We start from the raw sequence: 15,481 nt of genomic DNA on the forward strand, positions 1-15,481 counted from the left end.
CCACCCCAAGACACGACAACCCGCGCTTGACAAACATAGAAACGTCCTGAACCGCGCGCATCACCAGACCGGGCAGTCGATGGCCCGCCCCGAGACGCTCAGGCCTCGTTGTCGCTGCCCGCTCGAACCGCAATCCATTCCCGGCGGGGAGCCGAGGTCCGGCCGAAGCGCCATGGGACCTCGTTGCCGTTGCCCGCTTGAACTGCAATCGGACCCAGCCTGGGAGCCGAGGTCCGGCCCGAGCGCCATGGGACCTCGTTGTCGCCGCCCGCCTGAACCGCAGGCACCGCCCCACCAGGCAGCCGATGGTCCTCCCCGAAAACGCTCAGGTCCCTTTGTCGCTGCCCGCTTGAACCACAACCTGATCGAACCGCAAGGCAGCAGGTGACCTCAGCCCTGCCCCACCTCACCATCGCTGCCAGGTTGAACCCCAGCCCGACCACACCGCGAAGTCACATAGGGACCCCGCCCCACACCCGCCCTGTTGTCGCCGCCCGATCGAACCCCCACTGACACGAACCGCAGGCCGCACAGCGGCCCCAGCCTGACCAGGCCTCGTTGTCGCTGCCCGATTGAACGCCGACCCGACCAGACCGGGAAGCCAAGGATGACCCGATCCCCGCTCCAGCCGGAGAGCCGAGGAAGCCGAGGAAACAGCGGCCGGATCTACGCCCGCGCCGAGCGTGGACTGCACTTGAACCGGTGTGCGAGACGCGCAGGCTCGCAGGCGAAAGCGTCTTCCAGCGGCAAGTTCTCGATGCCGCTGACACCGAGGACCGCCCCGAGCGAGAGGGGACCGGCACTCACGGCTTGCGGCTCACGGCTTCGGGCTCAGGGTGGTTCGGGGTCCGGCGCGGAGGACGCCGGACTCGAGTGGACGGCCCACGATCTCCTGGGCGAGTTCGGCAGTGCGGATGAGGGCCTCGAGGTCCACGCCGGTCTCCACACCCATGTCGTGGAGCATGTGGACCACTTCCTCGGTCGCCACATTGCCGGAGGCGCCCGGAGCGAACGGGCATCCGCCGATCCCGCCCACGCTGGCGTCGAACTCTGTGACGCCGCGATCGAGCGCAGTGAGGAGGTTGGCCAGAGCGGTCCCGCGGGTGTCGTGGAAGTGCATCAGCATCGGCAGCGCGGTGTCGACCGCGTCGAGCAGTTCCGTGACGCGGCGAGGGGTCCCCATGCCGGTGGTGTCGCCGAACGCGACTCGGCCGGCCCCTGCGGCCTCGGCCGCCTCCACGATCCGGGCGACCTTCGCGGGCGCGATGTCGCCTTCGAAGGGGCAGCCGAAGCTCGTGGCGATGATGACCTCGACCGAGGCCAGGTGCTCGCGCGCCAGGCCGCAGATGTCGGGCAGCTCGGCGAGCGACTCGGCCACGCTGCGCCCGATGTTGGCGCGGTTGTGGGTCTCCGAGGCGGAGACGACCACCTCGACGGCGGAGAACCCCGCGCTGAGGGCGCGCTCCACCCCGCGGCGGTTGGGGGCGAGGGCGCTGTAGCGGATGCCGGAGTGCTTCTCGACGGCCTCCCACACCTCGGCGGCGTCGGCCATCTGGGGCACGGCCTTCGGGCTGACGAAGCTGACCGCCTCGATGCGCGCCAGGCCCGTGCGCGACAGCGCATCGATCAGCCGGATCTTGTCGGCGGTCGGTACGGGAGGCTCGTTCTGCAGGCCGTCGCGAGGGGCCACCTCGCGCAGTGAGACCCGATCGGGCTGGTGCATGCTCCGCCTCCCCGGACCGCGACCCGTTGCGGCCCATCAGCCCATGCTAACCCCGATCCCGCAATGCGGGACGGTCGCCAACACGAAAGGAGGTCAGAGCGGTGCTCGCGCCGGAGCTCGCCGCAGCAACCCGTTACCCGGGGCCGGGGGCTCGGAGGGCCGCTGCTTGGAGGAGAGCTGCCGTTTCGTCCGAAAGCGGCGCTCGCCGCAGCAATCCGCTGGCCGGGGTCGAGAGCTCGGACGGCCGCCGCTCGGAAGAGGGCCGCCGTTTCGTCCGAAAGCGGCGCTCGCCGCAGCAACCCGTTACCCGGGGTCGAGAGCACGGAGGGCCGCCGCTCGGAGGAGAGCTGCCGTTTCGTCGGCGCTGACCTCTTCGCCGAGGGAGAGGTACGGGGTCGAGTTCATGAGGCCGAAGGCGCCGTGGGCGAGGACGCGCGCCTGTTCGGGCTGGAGGCCGGGACGGAGGCGGCACAGGACGCCGACCCACTCCTCGACGTAGACGCGCTGGAGCTTGCGCACCTGCCGGCGCGGCTCCTCCGGGAGCCGGTCGAGCTCGTGGAGGTGCAGGATGACGATCTCCGGCGAGTCGATGACGACCTCGAGGTGGAAGTCCACGAGCGCCTCGAGCGCGGCCTGCGGGTCCTCGGAGTGCAGCGACGCCCAGTGCCGCCCGCCCGCCAGGAGCCTCTCCGAGACCGGGATGAGGGCGTCGGCGAGCATCTGCTCCTTGCCGCCCTTGAAGTGGTGGTACAGCGCGGGCCCGGTGATGGAGGCGGCCGCGCCGATGTCGTCCATCGATACGCCGTGGTACCCGTGCTTGGCAAGCAGTCTGACGGCCACGTCGAGGATCTCGCGGCGGCGCTTCGAACCGCCTCGGCTATCGGCATTCATCTCCACCTCGATGAGGCTACTCGCGCGTACACCCCCGAGCAGGGAGCAAAAGCCCACTTTTACACACGGCGCAAGTAGTGAATCGAGCCGGGACGCGGGCCGGCCGCACCCCGTCTCCGGAGTGCGGCCGGCGTGTCGAGCAGTGCCCGCCGGGGCCTCCCCCGCCGGGGACCCCGATTCGCGGCGTGTCACCTTGCCGCGCTTGCGGAACCGCTACGGGAGGCCAGACACATCGCCTCCCGGTGCGGCGCCTAAGGCTCGTTCGGCGGCATCGGGCGCTCGGTCTCGAGGCCCGCGCCCGCGCTCGTCCCGCGCGGCCGCGCGCCCTCGGGCATCGCGCCGCCCGTCTCACCCGCTCCGCCCATGGCGCCCGCCGCCGGGGCCTGGGTGTCGGTGGTAGTCCCGTACCGCTCGGAGCGGTACTTCCTCGACATCGACGACGTGGCGTCACCGCGCATGCCGCCGCTCTCGGTCATCTTCGACGCCTCGTGCTCGGCGCTGTCGAGCATCCGCTCCCAGCGGGCCCGCATCGGGCCGACGAGTCCGCCGCCGACGCCGACGATGACGACGCCCGCGACCATCGCGAGCACGGCCCACATGATCGGCGTGGTCACGGTCGTGGCGATGCCGACCTGCCCGAGCGCGGCGACCGCGCCGAAGAAGACGATCGCGACCTGGCAGATCCGCGCCACGACGTTGCCGTAGCTCGTCTCGTTCAGGGTGCCGCTCACGAGGCCGTGCACGGCGTTGGCGATCGCGAACGCGACCACGACGATGACGAGCGCGACGAACAGCTGCGGCAGCCAGCCCACCAGCTGGTTGAGCAGGGTCGACACCGGGTTGTTCCCGAACGCCCCGAACGCGAGCTGCAGTGTGAACAGCAGCAACGCGAAGTACACGAGTTTGCCGAGCAGGTCGCTCAGCTCGAATTTGCCGGTGAACCGGCGCAGACCGGAGCGGTCGCCGACCTTGTCGAGTCCGACCTTGTGGAGCAGCTTGCCGACGAGTCTGCCGATCCATTTGCTGACGATCCAACCGACGATGAGGATCGCCAGGAATGCCAGCGCGCGCGGCAGGAACGCTACGACGCTGTCCATCATGTTCTGGAAGCTCTGCGTGAAGTCCATCTCCGCAGGCTAGGCCGGTTAACAACCGCATTCGGGCGGTTTGCGCGAGAAAGACCCGACACCGGTGTAACTCGAATCGGGCGCCGCGGACATCGGGGGCTAGGTGGGCCAAGTGCGCCAGTGCATCCACGACTTCGAGGGGGTCGGGCCGCGCTGGTCCTGGTAGCGGGAGAAGTTCGCGCCGGCGCCGTACGGGTTCTCGGCGGGGCTGGTGAGCCGGAAGACGCACAGCTGGCCGATCTTCATGCCCGGCCACAGGGTGATGGGCAGGTTGGCGACGTTGGAGAGCTCGAGGGTGACGTGCCCGGAGAAGCCGGGGTCGATGAACCCGGCGGTGGAGTGGGTGAGCAGGCCGAGGCGGCCGAGGCTCGACTTGCCTTCGAGGCGGGCGGCGAGGTCGGCGGGGAGGGTGATGACCTCGAGGGTGGAGGCGAGCACGAATTCGCCGGGGTGGAGGACGAAGGGCTCGTCGTCGGCGACCTCGACGGCGGAGGTGAGGTCGTCCTGCTGCTTCGACGGGTCGATGTGGGTGTACTTCTGGTTGTTGAAGACCCGGAAGCGCCGGTCGAGGCGGACGTCGATGCTGGAGGGCTGCACGAGTTCGTCGTCGAACGGCTGGATGCCGAGGCGGTCGTTCTTGACGGCATCGAGGATGTCGCGGTCGCTAAGCAGCATGGCCCCAGCCTACGGACAGCCCGTCTAGGCAGGTCAAGGGGTCCTGGCGTGTGTGTCGTGTTCACGATCCGGCGGGCGGGATCGCGTATGCGACGGTGCCGAGTTCGTGGTACTCCCAGTCGTCGGGGACGAGCATCCGGCATTCGTCGAGGTCTTCGGCGCAGACGATGGCGTCCATGGTCGCGGGGTCGGGCGGGGTCTGGCCGGGGACGATCGACTGGAGCGCGAAGATCTCGGTGTCGGCCGGGAGGAGGATCCACCACGGGTACTCCCACGAGTCGTTGCCCTGGACGAGGCCCACGCGGTCGGGGTCGGTCGCGGCGACGGCCGCGGCGGCCTCCTCATATTGGGGCATCCACTCGCGGCGGCGCATGAACCGCTCTTCGATGTCGGTGACGCTGAAGACGCTCCAGGTCCCGGCGAGGCGCCGCGGGTACCCGTACGCGACGGTGAGGAACCCGGCGAGGGAGGCGACGACGGCGATCACGGTGACGAGGGCGCATGCGGCGCGGCGGCGGCCCCGTTCGCGGGCGGTCTTGACGAAGCCTTTCGCGATCCCGGCGGCGAGGAGGCCCGCGGCGGGAGCGCCGAGGACGACGAGGAAGACGACGAGCCGGTTCACCCAGGGCTGCCAGGAGACGGTGCAGGCGACGCCGATGAAGGCGGCGGCGAGGACGGCGGCGTAGGCGCGGCGCAGGCGGGGGCCTTTGACCGCGAACCAGACGAGCCCGGCGAGGGCGGCGACGCCGGTGACGGGGAACGCGGCGCGGTCCTCGTCCGGGTACCAGGCGGGCACCGGGAAGCGGGTGGAGCCGAAGGTGATGCGGGGGTCGTTGGGGTCGACGCCCATGAGGTTCGCGAGGCCGTTGACCGCGGCGGCGAACGCGTCGGAGAGGAAGAACAGGGGCGTGTCGAGGTTGGTCTGGGCGATGCGCAGGCCGTTGACGAGGAGCAGGCGCGGGTCGGCGGTCTGGACGCCGATGGAATCGCGCAGCACGTCGGGGCCGAGCGGGTGCCCGAAGGCCTGCTGCATGCGGAGCAGGAAGGGCCCCACCAGGATCAGGGCGATGGCGAGGATGGCGAGGGACGCGGCGACGGTGGCGGCGCGGGCGGTCGCGGCGCGCGAGGCGTCGGCGCGGGAGCACCGCTGGGGGCTGCGGCCGCACAGGCAGGGGCGGCGGCGGTGGCCGTCGCGCACGAGCCGTCCGACGCCCCACACGAGCAGGAGCGGCGCGGCGGCGAGGAGCCCGGTGCTCTTGGTGACGGCGATGAGCCCGAGGGCGAGCCCGAGGTAGAGCGCGTCGGAGCGGGGCGCGGTGATCCGCAGCAGCGCACCGTCCCCGGGCCGGGTGAATTCGTCGAGGACGATCGTGGCGAGGCACGCGACCCAGGCAGCGGCGACGAGGTCGACCTGGGTGCTGGAGGCCTGGAGCAGGATCTCGGGGGTGGTGGCGAGGAGGAAGACGGTGGCGAGCTGGGCGACGGGGCCGCCGCCGAGCTGCGCGGCGATCCGGGAGGCGGCGAGGGCCGCGCCGATTCCGGCGAGGAACTGCAGGAGGTTGTACGCGGCATCGCCGCCGGAGAGGATCCGCAGGTGGGTGAGGAGGTATTCGGAGCCGGGACCGATGTCGACCTGCCGGTGGATGTCCGTGGGGTAGACGGCGACGCTGGCGTTCTGGACCCAGTGCTCGATGCGCGGCAGGTGGTAGGTCTGGGAGTCGAAGTTGTTGGGGGACGAGGCGATCGCGAGCACGGCGACGCTGATCGCGAGGATCGCGATGACGCACCCGAGCGCCCACTGCCAGGCGGGGGCGGCCGCGGCGGCGGACTTGGTGCGCCGCCACGTGCGGCGGGTGGCGCCGCGGCGGGAGCGCAGTTCCTCGCGGAGGGCGTCGAGGGGCTGGCCGCGGCCGGTGAGGCGCGCGAGCGGCCCGCCGCCGCCGTCATCAGGGGCCACGTCTCGCACGGAGCGCACGAGCACGGCCGCGATCACCGCGGCGGTCGCGGCGAGCCACGCGGTGAGGACCGCCGGCGCGGTGAGCGCGGTGAACGCGGAGGCGACTTCGACCACGCCGATCGCATACGCCCCCAAGAGGACCGATGCCCGCACGACGGCGAGCCGGGCGGGGGCGAGGACGGCCCCGTCGCCGGGGCGGACGGCGTAGGCGAGCGCCGGAAGCAGGAGCAGTAGCCACAGGACGAGCAGCACGGCTTCATTCAACACGACCCGTCCGGCCGATGCCGTCCTGGCATGAGCGCGTTATGGTTGTGCAATCTTGTTCGATCCGCGGGGATGGAGCAGCAATGCTGTTGTCGATTCTCGTTCCGGTCTTCAACGAGGAACGCCTCGCTGCCGGAACGCTGAAAGAGCTGCTCGCAGTGGAGTTCCCCTGCGAGACCGAGATCGTTGCCGTCGACGACGGCTCCCGCGATCGCTCCTGGGAGGTCCTGCAGACCTTTGAGGACAATCCACGGGTGCGGTTGATCCGCCACGACCGCAACAAGGGCAAGGGCGCGGCGATCCGCACGGCCGCCAAGTCCGCGGTCGGCGACCACGTCGTCGTGTTCGACGCGGACGGCGAGTACGACGCCGCCGACCTGCCCCGGCTCCTCACCCCGGTCCTCGACGGCAAGGCCGAGGTCGTGTACGGGTCGCGCTCGTTCGGCTCCCACTCGGCGTACTCGTTCTGGTACGTCATGGGCAACAAGGGCATCACCCTCGCCGCGAACATCCTCTTCAACTCCTACATCTCGGACCTGGAGACCTGCTACAAGCTGCTCCCGCGCCAGATGTACCTGGACTTGAACATCCGCTCCGGCGGCTTCGGCATGGAGGCCGAGCTGACCGCGAAGCTCCTCAAACGCGGCATCCGCCCCTATGAGGTGCCGATCTCCTACACCGCGCGCAGCCGCGAAGAGGGCAAGAAGATCACCTGGACCGACGGGGTCCAGGCGCTCTGGCTGCTCGGCCGCGAGCGCGTGCGCCGCACCCGCCGCTAGCCGCGCCGGCCCTCAGAGGGCGGCGGTCCTCCACTGCTGCCCTGTGTCGTCCGAGGTGCACGGGTTGAGGACCGGGAAGGCGAAGCCGTCGTCGTTCGCCTCGTCGGAGACGTCCAGGCAGTAGTTGCCGTCGCCCGCGGCCCGGATCTGCCAGAAGTCGGCGTCCTCGGCCTCATCGGTGCTCAGGTGGGTGAACTGCCAGGCCATCACGTCGCAATGCTCGTCGAAACCGAGTTCGGCGCCGTCCCACCACATGCAGCGCGTCGTGGGACCCCCGCCGGTCTCGGACCGGTGGGTGATCCGCACGTCGCTCGCGGCGTCGGACTCGTACCCGAACTCGTAGTCGCCCGCGCTGCCGTCGTGGCAGGCGTCCAGCCACGTGGTCGAGGCCTCGTCGGTGCTGTCGTACTCGCCGATCAGGCACTCGCCGGTCTCGGCGTTCACCAGGACGGAGAGTTCCGGCAGCGGAGGTGCGTCGTCCTCGGGCGGTTCCGCCGAGGCCGTCTCGGTCGCGGCGTCGGCGCTCTCGGCCGTCGCGTCGGCGGCGGTCGGGCCGCCGCTCGGGTCCTCGCCGGCGCTGCGCCCGTCCGGCTCGTCCTCGTCGAGGAACTGCATGACGCCGATGGTCAGGCCGACGGCGCCGACCACGGCCGCGAGGCCGAGCAGCACGCCGCGGCCGCGTTTCCGGCTGGGCCGCTCCGCATTCGCGGCGCCGTGCACGGCCCCGGGCGGCATGGCGCCCGCCGCCCCCGCCGCCGACGGCGGCGGGGGCGACGACGACACCAGCAGGTCCACTGTGGTCCGGTTGGGTTCGCGGACGACCGGCCTCGCCTGGGCCACCGCCACCCGGCACTCCCGCGCGAACATCCCCGCCGAGGCCGGGCGGTCCGCCGGGTCCTTCGCCATCGCCCAGTCCACCAGATCGGCCGCCGCCTGCGGCACGCTCGGCGGCAGCGGCGGCGGCGTCTCGTGCAGGTGCCCGGTGATCACGGCCGCCGGCGAGTTCCGGTCGAACGGGATCGCGCCGCTGAGGCACTCGTACGCGATGACCCCGAGCGAGTACAGGTCCGAGGCCCCGGTCAGCTCCTCGCCGCGCAGCTGCTCGGGCGAGGCGTACCCGACGGTGCCCAGCACCGTGCCCGTGGCGGTCAGCGCGGTCTGGTCGCGCCGGAGCGCGATCCCGAAGTCCAGGATCGTCGGCAGTCCTTTGGCGTCCACCATGATGTTGGCGGGCTTGATGTCCCGGTGCACGATCCCGGCCGAGTGCGCCGCCTCCAACGCGTCCGCGATCTGCGCGAGCAGCGGCAGCACCCGCTGCGCGGGCAGCGGCGCCTGCCGGTCGACGACCTCGTGCAGCGAGCGGCCTTCCAGGAACTGCATGACCAGGTAGGTCATGACCTCGCCGCTCTCGTCGCGCTCGGCGCGGATGTCGTAGATCTCGACCACGCCGCGCGCACGGAGGGCCGCCACGGTGCGGGCCTCTTCGACGAAGCGCCGCCGGAAGCCCTCGTCGTCGGAGAGGGAGGGGTGCAGGACCTTCAGGGCGACAGGCCGGCGCAGCATCGTGTCTTCCGCCCGCCACACCTCCCCCATGCCGCCCGAACCGATCCGTTGATGGAGGAGGTAGCGACTGCCCAGCAGCACACCGGGTCTCGTGAGGAGCATGACGGCGATTATGACCGGGTGCGACCACTACGGGGCGTTCGCTCCGTATGAGCAGAGGGTGGCCGACCAGGCCGGTTCAGAGGAGCACGACCTCGAGGCGCCGCGGTCCGTGCACGCCTTCGACGCGCTGCAGCTCGATGTCGCTCGTCGCCGACGGACCCGAGATCCACGTCTGCGGGGCCGTCCGGTCGAGCATCGGCAGCGCCTGGGCCAGATGCCCCACTATCTGCTCGGCGCGCACGACCACCACATGGTGGTCCGGCACCAGCGTGATCGCCCGCCTGCCCTGGGCCGCACCGGTGTCGAGCATGATCGTGCCCGAGACCGCCACGGCCGCCGCGCAACCGGTGAGCACCGCGTCCATCCCGTCGAGTTCCGCCGTCGAAAGGCCCTCGTCCGCCACGAACTCGGCACCGCCCAGCCGCCACTCCGACGGCAGGTCGGCGGGCACCACGACGCGCTTCGCGCCCGCGAGGGCCGCGGGGATCGAGGCCAGGCCGTGGTGCACGTTCGCCTTGTAGTCCACGAGCCGGTCGATGAGCATCGCCGTGATGTCAACGCCCGCATCCAGAGCGCGGCGGTACTCGCGCGGCGGCACCGGCGCCTCGCCGGCGCCTTCCAGCGCGCGGCGCATCCGCGCCAGGATCTCTTCGCGCGCACCGCTCATCGCTGCCGCTCCTTCCACCAGTCCCGGAAGTCCTCCTTCGGCGGCACCGGCAGGTCCCGGCTCACCGTCCACCGGCTGCCCGGCCACGGCAGTCGCCGCAGGAACCCCTTGCGGCGCCACGGCATCGAGCCGAACCTCGCCGCCTTGAGGGCTGCCCGCCAGAGCCGCGGCCTCGCCATCACGGCCTTCGCCGCGCTCATGGCGGCCCGCTCCCCCGCCTCGTGCGGGCCCTGCTGGCGCAGGTGGACGAGCACTTCGGGGATGTCGATCTTGACCGGGCAGACCTCGTAGCAGGCCCCGCACAGGCTCGAGGCGTACGGCAGGTCGTCGTGGCGGCCCGGCTCCAGCTGCGGCGCGAGGATCGCGCCGATCGGGCCCGGGTAGACGTGGCCGTACGCGTGCCCGCCCGTCCGCTCGTACACCGGGCACACGTTCAGGCAGGCCGAGCAGCGGATGCATGAGAGCGCCTGGCGCCCCACCTCGTCGGCGAGGACGCCGGTGCGGCCGTTGTCGAGCAGGATCACGTGCACGTCCTGCGGCCCGTCGCCCTCGCGGGACCCCGTCCACACGGAGGTGTACGGGTTCATCCGCTCCCCAGTGGACGACCGGGGCAGCAGCTGCATGAAGACCTCGAGGTCGCTGAAGCTCGGCAGCAGCTTCTCGATGCCGACGACGCTGATGAGCGTCTCGGGCATCGTGAGGCACATGCGGCCGTTGCCCTCCGACTCGACCACGACCAGCGATCCGGTCTCGGCCACCGCGAAGTTCGCGCCCGAGACCGCGACCTTCGCCGAGAGGAACCGCCGCCGCAGGTGCAGCCGCGCGGCCTCCGCCAGTGCGGCCGGCTCGTCCGTCAACCCGGCGGGCGCATCGCCCATGCTCTGGTTGAAGATGTCCCGGATCTGGTTGCGGTTGTAGTGGATCGCGGGCACGAGGATGTGGCTCGGCCTGTCCTCGGCGAGCTGCACGATGAGCTCGGCCAGGTCGGTCTCGAAGGCCTTGAGCCCGTTGGCCTCGAAGTGCTCGTTGAGCTCGATCTCCTGGGTGGCCATGGACTTGACCTTGACGACCTCGCCGGCCCCGGCCTCGCGCACGATCCGGGCGGCGATCTCGTTGGCCTCCTTGGCGTCCCGCGCCCAGTGCACGCTCGCGCCGGCGGCGGTCGCGTTGCGTTCGAACTCGATCGCGAGCTCGGGGAGGCGGTGCTGCACGTCGGCCTTGACGGCGGCCGCGGTGTCGCGCAGCCGCTCCCAGTCGTCGAGCTCCCCGGCGACGTTGGCGCGCTTGGCGCGGATGGTGCCGGTGGCGTGGGCGAGGTTCTTGCGCAGTTGCGGCATGCCGAGGGCGACCTTGGCGGCCTTGGGGAACGGCGCGTCGGCGGGGATGAGCGAGGCGGCCGGGACCAGCGGTGCGTCGGTGCTCATGCTCTGCTCGCAAGGATCTCGGCGTAGTGGATCGGGCGGGGGCCGCCGGAACGGGAGATGCCGCCGCCGATGTGGGTGAGGCAGGAGTTGTCGGCGGCCGCGAGGTATTCGGCGCCGGTGCCGGCGGCGTGGCGGCACTTGTCGGCGAGCATCGCGGAGGAGACCTCGCTGTTCTTCAGGGCGAAGGTGCCGCCGAAGCCGCAGCACTGGTCGGCGGCGGGGAGGTCGACGAGGTCGATGTCGCGCACGGCGCGCAGGAGGCGGAGGGGCTTGTCGCCCAGGCCGAGTGCGCGGGTGCCGTGGCAGGTGGGGTGGTAGGTGACGGTGTGTGGGAAGCGGGCGCCGACGTCTTCGACGCCGGCGACGTCGATGAGGAACTCGGAGAGCTCGTAGACGCGCCGGCCGATGGTGCTGCCGGTGAGGTGGGGGTACTGGTCGCGGGTCATGGCGGCGCAGGAGCCGGAGGGGGTGACGACGGCGTCGTAGGGCTCGAAGACCCGTTCGAAGGCGCGGGCGAGCCGGGTCGCGTCGGCTCTGTAGCCGGAGTTGGCGTGCATCTGGCCGCAGCAGGTCTGGGCGGCGGGGAAGTCGACCTCGTAGCCGAGGCGTTCGAGGACGGTGACGACGGCTTTGGGGGTCTCGGGGAAGAGCGCGTCGTTGACGCAGGTGATGAACAGTCCTACGCGGGGCATGGCGGTCGCACCTCTGCTTCCGGGTGGAGCGGGCCGGTGGCCTGGGAGTGATTCATCGGGTCGCCTTGGCGCGCCTGGGTTTCGAGGTCGGCTGGGTGGTGCGGGCCGCTTCGAAGGCGGCGCGGTGCCGGATTCGGGAGCGTTCGAGGTGGCGGCGCATGGCCTCCTCGGCGGCAAGCGGTTGCTGAGCAATGATAGCGTCCGCGACCGCGAGGTGCTCCACCTCGGTCTCCCCGATCGAGTCGGGCTCGATGTAGGCGCGGTGGAGGTGCAGGTGCGCGTCGAGGCGGCGGATGGCCTTGGCGAGCTGGGCGCTGCCGCTCAGTTCGGCGACGGAGTTGTGGAAGCGCGCGTCGGCCTCGGTGAACACCAGCTTGTCGGCCCCGGCGTCAGGCGTGCGCGCGCAGGCGAGCAGCGCATCCGCCTGGGCCGCGGTGAGTCCCTCGATCGAGGCGGGGCCCGGGGAGGCCGCGCCGGCGCGGCCGGACTCCGGGTCGCCCGCCGCGAGCCCGGTCGCCGTTCCGGCCCCCGCGAGGTCGCGAGCGCCGCGCTCGGCGGCCCTTCTCGCCGCCCTCGGCTCGAGCATCATGCGGATCTCGAAGAGATCGTCGAACTCGGCGGCGGAGAGCAGGGGCTCGACGGTGTAGCCGCTCAACGGGCGCCGCGCCAGCAGGCCTTCGGACTCCAGGCGCGCCAAGGCCTCCCGGATCGGCGTCTGCGAGAACGCGAGCTGCTTCGCCAGGCCGTCGATGCTCAGCTTCGCCCCCGGGACCAGGGCCGAGCGCATGATCCGGGACTTGAGCTCGATGTAGGCCTCGTCCGCGAGCGTGCGCCTCTCCGGGGTCGCTGATGTAGCCGTCATGCGCACAATCCTATAGGATAATGTCGCGACGGCGCGGCTAGCTCGATTCGGGCCGCCGCAGCGCCCCTGCTCCCATTGGAGGCTCCCGTGGTCGGAGACCGGCAACCACTCCCCTCTCGCACCCTCGGCGACACCGACGTGTCCGTGAGCGCCGTCGGGCTCGGCTGCGCGCCGCTCGCCGGACTCTTCGAGCCCGTCGATCCGGCCGTCGCCGCCGCCACGGTCGACGCCGCCTGGGAAGGCGGCATCCGGCACTTCGACACCGCCCCGCATTACGGCGCCGGGCTCTCCGAAGAGCGGCTCGGGAGCGCGCTCGCCGACCGGCCGCGCGGCGAGTTCACCCTGTCCACCAAGATGGGCCGCGTCCTGGTCGACCACGAAGGCCCCTGGGACATCTGGGGCGAGCCCAACGGCAAGGCCGCCGTCTTCGACTTCTCCTACCGCGGCGCGCACGAGGCCTACCACGGCAGCCTCGAACGCCTCGGCACCGACCGCGTCGAGATCGGCCTCATCCACGACGCCGACGACCACCAGGCCGACGCCCTCGCCGGGACCCACCGGGCCCTCGCCGAGCTCAAGGCCGCCGGGCGCGTCGGCGCCATCGGCGTCGGCATGAACTCGACCGAGGCCGCCGCCGACATGCTCGCGAGCGCCGACTTCGACGTGGCCCTCATCGCGGGCCGCTACACCCTCCTCGACCAGTCCGCCCTGGACCGGCTCTACCCCCTCTGCCTCGCGCGCGGCGTCTCCGTGATCGCCGCCGGCGTCTTCAACTCCGGCATCCTCGCGGACCCCAAGCCCGGAGCGCACTTCAACTACGCGGAGGCGGACCGGCGACTCCTCGCCCGAGCGCAGGCCATCGCCGCGATCTGCGAGCGGTACGACACGCCCCTGCGGGCGGCCGCGCTGCAGTTCCCCGCCGCCCACCCCGCCGTCGCGTCGATCCTCGTCGGCGCGCGCACCCCCGCCGAGGTCGACGACGCCCTCGCCATGTACGCCCACCCCATCCCCGGCGCGCTGTGGCACGACCTCAAGAGCGCCGGGCTGCTGGCCGAGGAGGCTCCCGTCCCGTCATGACCGCACCGCCTGTGATCGACGCCCATCACCACCTCTGGACCGCCGACTACCCTTGGCTCGCCAGCGAACCCGAGCTCGAGCCGATCCGCCGCGACTACGGCGTGGACGACCTCCGCGCGAACCTCAAGGCCGCCGGGGTCGACAAGACGGTCCTGGTCGAGGCCGACTGGGGCCACCCCTCCGAGACCGTCGAGTTCCTGCACCTCGCCGGGGCCGTGGACGAGATCGCCGGGGTCGTCGGCTTCATCGACCTCCTCGACCCGCAGCTGGCGAACACGCTGTCGCGCTACGCGAACCACCCCCGCGCCCGCTACCTCGTGGGCCTGCGCGACCAGGTGCAGGGCCGTCCCGAAGCGGACTTCCTGGCCCGGCCCGAGGTCGTCTCGGCACTCAAGGCCATCGCGGGCGCCGTGCCGACCTACGACCTGATCGTGCGCGTCGACCAGCTCCCTGCCGCCGCGAAGGCCGCCGCCGCCGTGCCCGAACTCGTGTTCGTCCTCGACCACCTCGGCAAGCCCCAGGTCCGGGACGGCGAAGCGGGACTCAAGGCCTGGCGCGAAGCGGTCACGCCGCTCGCCAAGCAGCCCAACGTGACCGCGAAGCTCTCCGGCCTCGTCACCGAAGCCGACTGGCGGCACTGGACCCCCGCCGACCTGCGGCCCTTCGTCCAGACCGCCCTCGAGCTGTTCGGCCCCGACCGCCTCATGTTCGGCTCCGACTGGCCCGTCTGCGAACTCGCCTCGACCTACACCCGCGTCAAGGACGCCCTCACCGAGATCCTCGGCCGCACCGACCCCGACGTCTTCGGCGGCACCGCCGCCCGGACCTACCAGCTAGGAGAGCAATGAAGTACCTGCGCATCGGCCGACCCGGCTTCGAGACCCCCGTGGCGCTCGCGGACGGCAAGTACTACGACCTCTCGGGACCGATCGGCGACATCGACGGCGAGTTCCTGCAGCGCGGCGGCATCGCCACCACCGCGGGCTTCCCCGAGATCGACATCGCGGGCCAGCGCATCGCCCCGCCGATCGCCAAGCCCTCCGCGATCGTGTGCATCGGCATGAACTACGCCGCGCACTGCGCCGAGTCCGGCGCCGAGCCGCCCGTCGAGCCCGTGGTGTTCTACAAGCACCCCAACACGATCGTCGGCCCGAACGACGAGGTCGAGATCCCCCGGGCCTCGACCCGCACCGACTGGGAGGTGGAGCTCGGCGTCGTCTTCAAGAAGCGGGCGTCCTATCTGGAGTCCGAGGAGGCCGCGCTCGACTGCGTCGCCGGCTTCCTCGTCGCCAACGACCTCTCCGAGCGCGAGTTCCAGATCGAGCGCTCCGGCGGCCAGTTCTCCAAGGGCAAGGCCTGCCCCACCTTCACCCCGCTCGGCCCCTACCTCGTCACCCCCGACGAGATCGCGGACGTGCAGGGACTGCGCATGTGGTCCAAGGTGAACGGCGAGATCCGCCAGGACTCGAACACCAAGGACATGATCTTCCCGGTGGCGCGCATCATCCACCACATGTCCCAGTTCATGGCCTTCGACCCGGGCGACCTGCTGCTCACCGGCACCCCCGAGGGCGTCGCGCTCTCCGGCCGCTTCCCCTACCTCAAGGCCGGTGACACGGTCGAGGTCGGCGCCGACGGCCTGGGGCACACCTCGAACCCGACGGTGCAGGCGTGAGCC

Annotated in this window: 14 protein-coding genes; 4 read left to right on the forward strand and 10 right to left on the reverse strand. The window is 71.5% G+C overall.

The genetic code is table 11. The features are described 5' to 3' along the window. Positions 1 to 817: 817 nt before the first annotated feature. From AB0K52_RS19180 to AB0K52_RS19200, 5 genes are all read right to left on the reverse strand, one after another. Positions 818 to 1,723 carry a hydroxymethylglutaryl-CoA lyase gene (locus AB0K52_RS19180; protein WP_363533938.1) on the reverse strand — a complete coding sequence of 302 codons (906 nt, stop codon included), beginning with the start codon at positions 1,721 to 1,723 and terminating at the stop codon, positions 818 to 820. 303 nt (positions 1,724 to 2,026) lie between these two features. Continuing rightward, positions 2,027 to 2,614 carry a TetR/AcrR family transcriptional regulator gene (locus tag AB0K52_RS19185; RefSeq protein ID WP_208498005.1) on the reverse strand — a complete coding sequence of 196 codons (588 nt, stop codon included), beginning with the start codon at positions 2,612 to 2,614 and terminating at the stop codon, positions 2,027 to 2,029. A 251-nt stretch (positions 2,615 to 2,865) separates the two neighbouring features. Continuing rightward, on the reverse strand, positions 2,866 to 3,741 hold the full coding sequence (locus tag AB0K52_RS19190) for a hypothetical protein (protein ID WP_363533941.1): 876 nt from the start codon (positions 3,739 to 3,741) through the stop codon (positions 2,866 to 2,868). 99 nt (positions 3,742 to 3,840) lie between these two features. Next, a complete protein-coding gene (gene dcd, locus AB0K52_RS19195) occupies positions 3,841 to 4,416 on the reverse strand; it encodes a dCTP deaminase (protein ID WP_363533944.1) in 576 nt (191 codons plus the stop codon). A gap of 61 nt (positions 4,417 to 4,477) precedes the next feature. Then, positions 4,478 to 6,625 carry a hypothetical protein gene (locus AB0K52_RS19200; protein ID WP_363533947.1) on the reverse strand — a complete coding sequence of 716 codons (2,148 nt, stop codon included), beginning with the start codon at positions 6,623 to 6,625 and terminating at the stop codon, positions 4,478 to 4,480. Positions 6,626 to 6,720: 95 nt separating this feature from the next. Here AB0K52_RS19200 and AB0K52_RS19205 point away from each other — a divergent pair, with 95 nt between their 5' ends. Then, positions 6,721 to 7,416, forward strand: coding sequence for a glycosyltransferase family 2 protein (locus AB0K52_RS19205; protein WP_363533950.1), 696 nt, complete (start codon positions 6,721 to 6,723; stop codon positions 7,414 to 7,416). A 12-nt stretch (positions 7,417 to 7,428) separates the two neighbouring features. On the opposite strand, the gene AB0K52_RS19210 is transcribed toward AB0K52_RS19205, so the two are convergent. The 5 genes from AB0K52_RS19210 to AB0K52_RS19230 all read right to left on the reverse strand — a co-directional run bounded on the left by AB0K52_RS19210 (position 7,429) and on the right by AB0K52_RS19230 (position 12,726). Further along, complete coding sequence (locus tag AB0K52_RS19210) at positions 7,429 to 9,081, reverse strand: protein kinase (RefSeq protein WP_363533953.1); 1,653 nt, start codon at positions 9,079 to 9,081, stop codon at positions 7,429 to 7,431. 76 nt (positions 9,082 to 9,157) lie between these two features. Next, entirely contained in the window at positions 9,158 to 9,748 is a 591-nt protein-coding gene (locus AB0K52_RS19215) for an LUD domain-containing protein (RefSeq protein WP_363533956.1), read from the reverse strand. Next, positions 9,745 to 11,172: a LutB/LldF family L-lactate oxidation iron-sulfur protein gene (locus AB0K52_RS19220; RefSeq protein ID WP_363533959.1), complete on the reverse strand. Its 1,428-nt coding sequence runs from the start codon at positions 11,170 to 11,172 to the stop codon at positions 9,745 to 9,747. The genes AB0K52_RS19215 and AB0K52_RS19220 overlap by 4 nt, the downstream gene beginning before the upstream one ends. Further along, positions 11,169 to 11,864 carry a (Fe-S)-binding protein gene (locus tag AB0K52_RS19225; RefSeq protein ID WP_363533962.1) on the reverse strand — a complete coding sequence of 232 codons (696 nt, stop codon included), beginning with the start codon at positions 11,862 to 11,864 and terminating at the stop codon, positions 11,169 to 11,171. Before AB0K52_RS19225 ends, AB0K52_RS19220 begins: the two co-directional genes overlap by 4 nt. Positions 11,865 to 11,916: 52 nt before the next feature. After that, the gene (locus AB0K52_RS19230) at positions 11,917 to 12,726 is read right to left on the reverse strand and encodes a GntR family transcriptional regulator (RefSeq protein ID WP_363533965.1); all 810 of its coding nucleotides are present in this window, start codon (positions 12,724 to 12,726) and stop codon (positions 11,917 to 11,919) included. A gap of 87 nt (positions 12,727 to 12,813) precedes the next feature. Here AB0K52_RS19230 and AB0K52_RS19235 point away from each other — a divergent pair, with 87 nt between their 5' ends. From AB0K52_RS19235 to AB0K52_RS19245, 3 genes are read left to right on the forward strand one after another with little or no spacing between them, the layout of a single operon-like run. Then, the gene (locus AB0K52_RS19235) at positions 12,814 to 13,803 is read left to right on the forward strand and encodes an aldo/keto reductase (protein WP_363533968.1); all 990 of its coding nucleotides are present in this window, start codon (positions 12,814 to 12,816) and stop codon (positions 13,801 to 13,803) included. After that, the gene (locus AB0K52_RS19240) at positions 13,800 to 14,651 is read left to right on the forward strand and encodes an amidohydrolase family protein (RefSeq protein ID WP_363533971.1); all 852 of its coding nucleotides are present in this window, start codon (positions 13,800 to 13,802) and stop codon (positions 14,649 to 14,651) included. Before AB0K52_RS19235 ends, AB0K52_RS19240 begins: the two co-directional genes overlap by 4 nt. Further along, positions 14,648 to 15,478, forward strand: coding sequence for a fumarylacetoacetate hydrolase family protein (locus AB0K52_RS19245; RefSeq protein WP_363533974.1), 831 nt, complete (start codon positions 14,648 to 14,650; stop codon positions 15,476 to 15,478). The genes AB0K52_RS19240 and AB0K52_RS19245 overlap by 4 nt, the downstream gene beginning before the upstream one ends. Positions 15,479 to 15,481 lie beyond the last annotated feature (3 nt).

This window comes from Glycomyces sp. NPDC049804 (assembly GCF_040674615.1).
Taxonomy (GTDB): Bacteria; Actinomycetota; Actinomycetes; order Mycobacteriales; family Micromonosporaceae; genus Glycomyces; species Glycomyces niveus.

Bases quoted from the DNA above. Each gene is read 5' to 3' on its own strand.
- AB0K52_RS19190 (WP_363533941.1), bottom strand. From the start codon at position 3,741: ATGGACTTCACGCAGAGCTTCCAGAACATGATGGACAGCGTCGTAGCG.
- AB0K52_RS19180 (WP_363533938.1), bottom strand. From the start codon at position 1,723: ATGCACCAGCCCGATCGGGTCTCACTGCGCGAGGTGGCCCCTCGCGAC.
- AB0K52_RS19205 (WP_363533950.1), top strand. From the start codon at position 6,721: ATGCTGTTGTCGATTCTCGTTCCGGTCTTCAACGAGGAACGCCTCGCT.
- AB0K52_RS19230 (WP_363533965.1), bottom strand. From the start codon at position 12,726: ATGACGGCTACATCAGCGACCCCGGAGAGGCGCACGCTCGCGGACGAG.
- AB0K52_RS19185 (WP_208498005.1), bottom strand. From the start codon at position 2,614: ATGAATGCCGATAGCCGAGGCGGTTCGAAGCGCCGCCGCGAGATCCTC.
- AB0K52_RS19210 (WP_363533953.1), bottom strand. From the start codon at position 9,081: ATGCTCCTCACGAGACCCGGTGTGCTGCTGGGCAGTCGCTACCTCCTC.
- AB0K52_RS19225 (WP_363533962.1), bottom strand. From the start codon at position 11,864: ATGCCCCGCGTAGGACTGTTCATCACCTGCGTCAACGACGCGCTCTTC.
- AB0K52_RS19220 (WP_363533959.1), bottom strand. From the start codon at position 11,172: ATGAGCACCGACGCACCGCTGGTCCCGGCCGCCTCGCTCATCCCCGCC.
- AB0K52_RS19215 (WP_363533956.1), bottom strand. From the start codon at position 9,748: ATGAGCGGTGCGCGCGAAGAGATCCTGGCGCGGATGCGCCGCGCGCTG.
- dcd (WP_363533944.1), bottom strand. From the start codon at position 4,416: ATGCTGCTTAGCGACCGCGACATCCTCGATGCCGTCAAGAACGACCGC.
- AB0K52_RS19245 (WP_363533974.1), top strand. From the start codon at position 14,648: ATGAAGTACCTGCGCATCGGCCGACCCGGCTTCGAGACCCCCGTGGCG.
- AB0K52_RS19240 (WP_363533971.1), top strand. From the start codon at position 13,800: ATGACCGCACCGCCTGTGATCGACGCCCATCACCACCTCTGGACCGCC.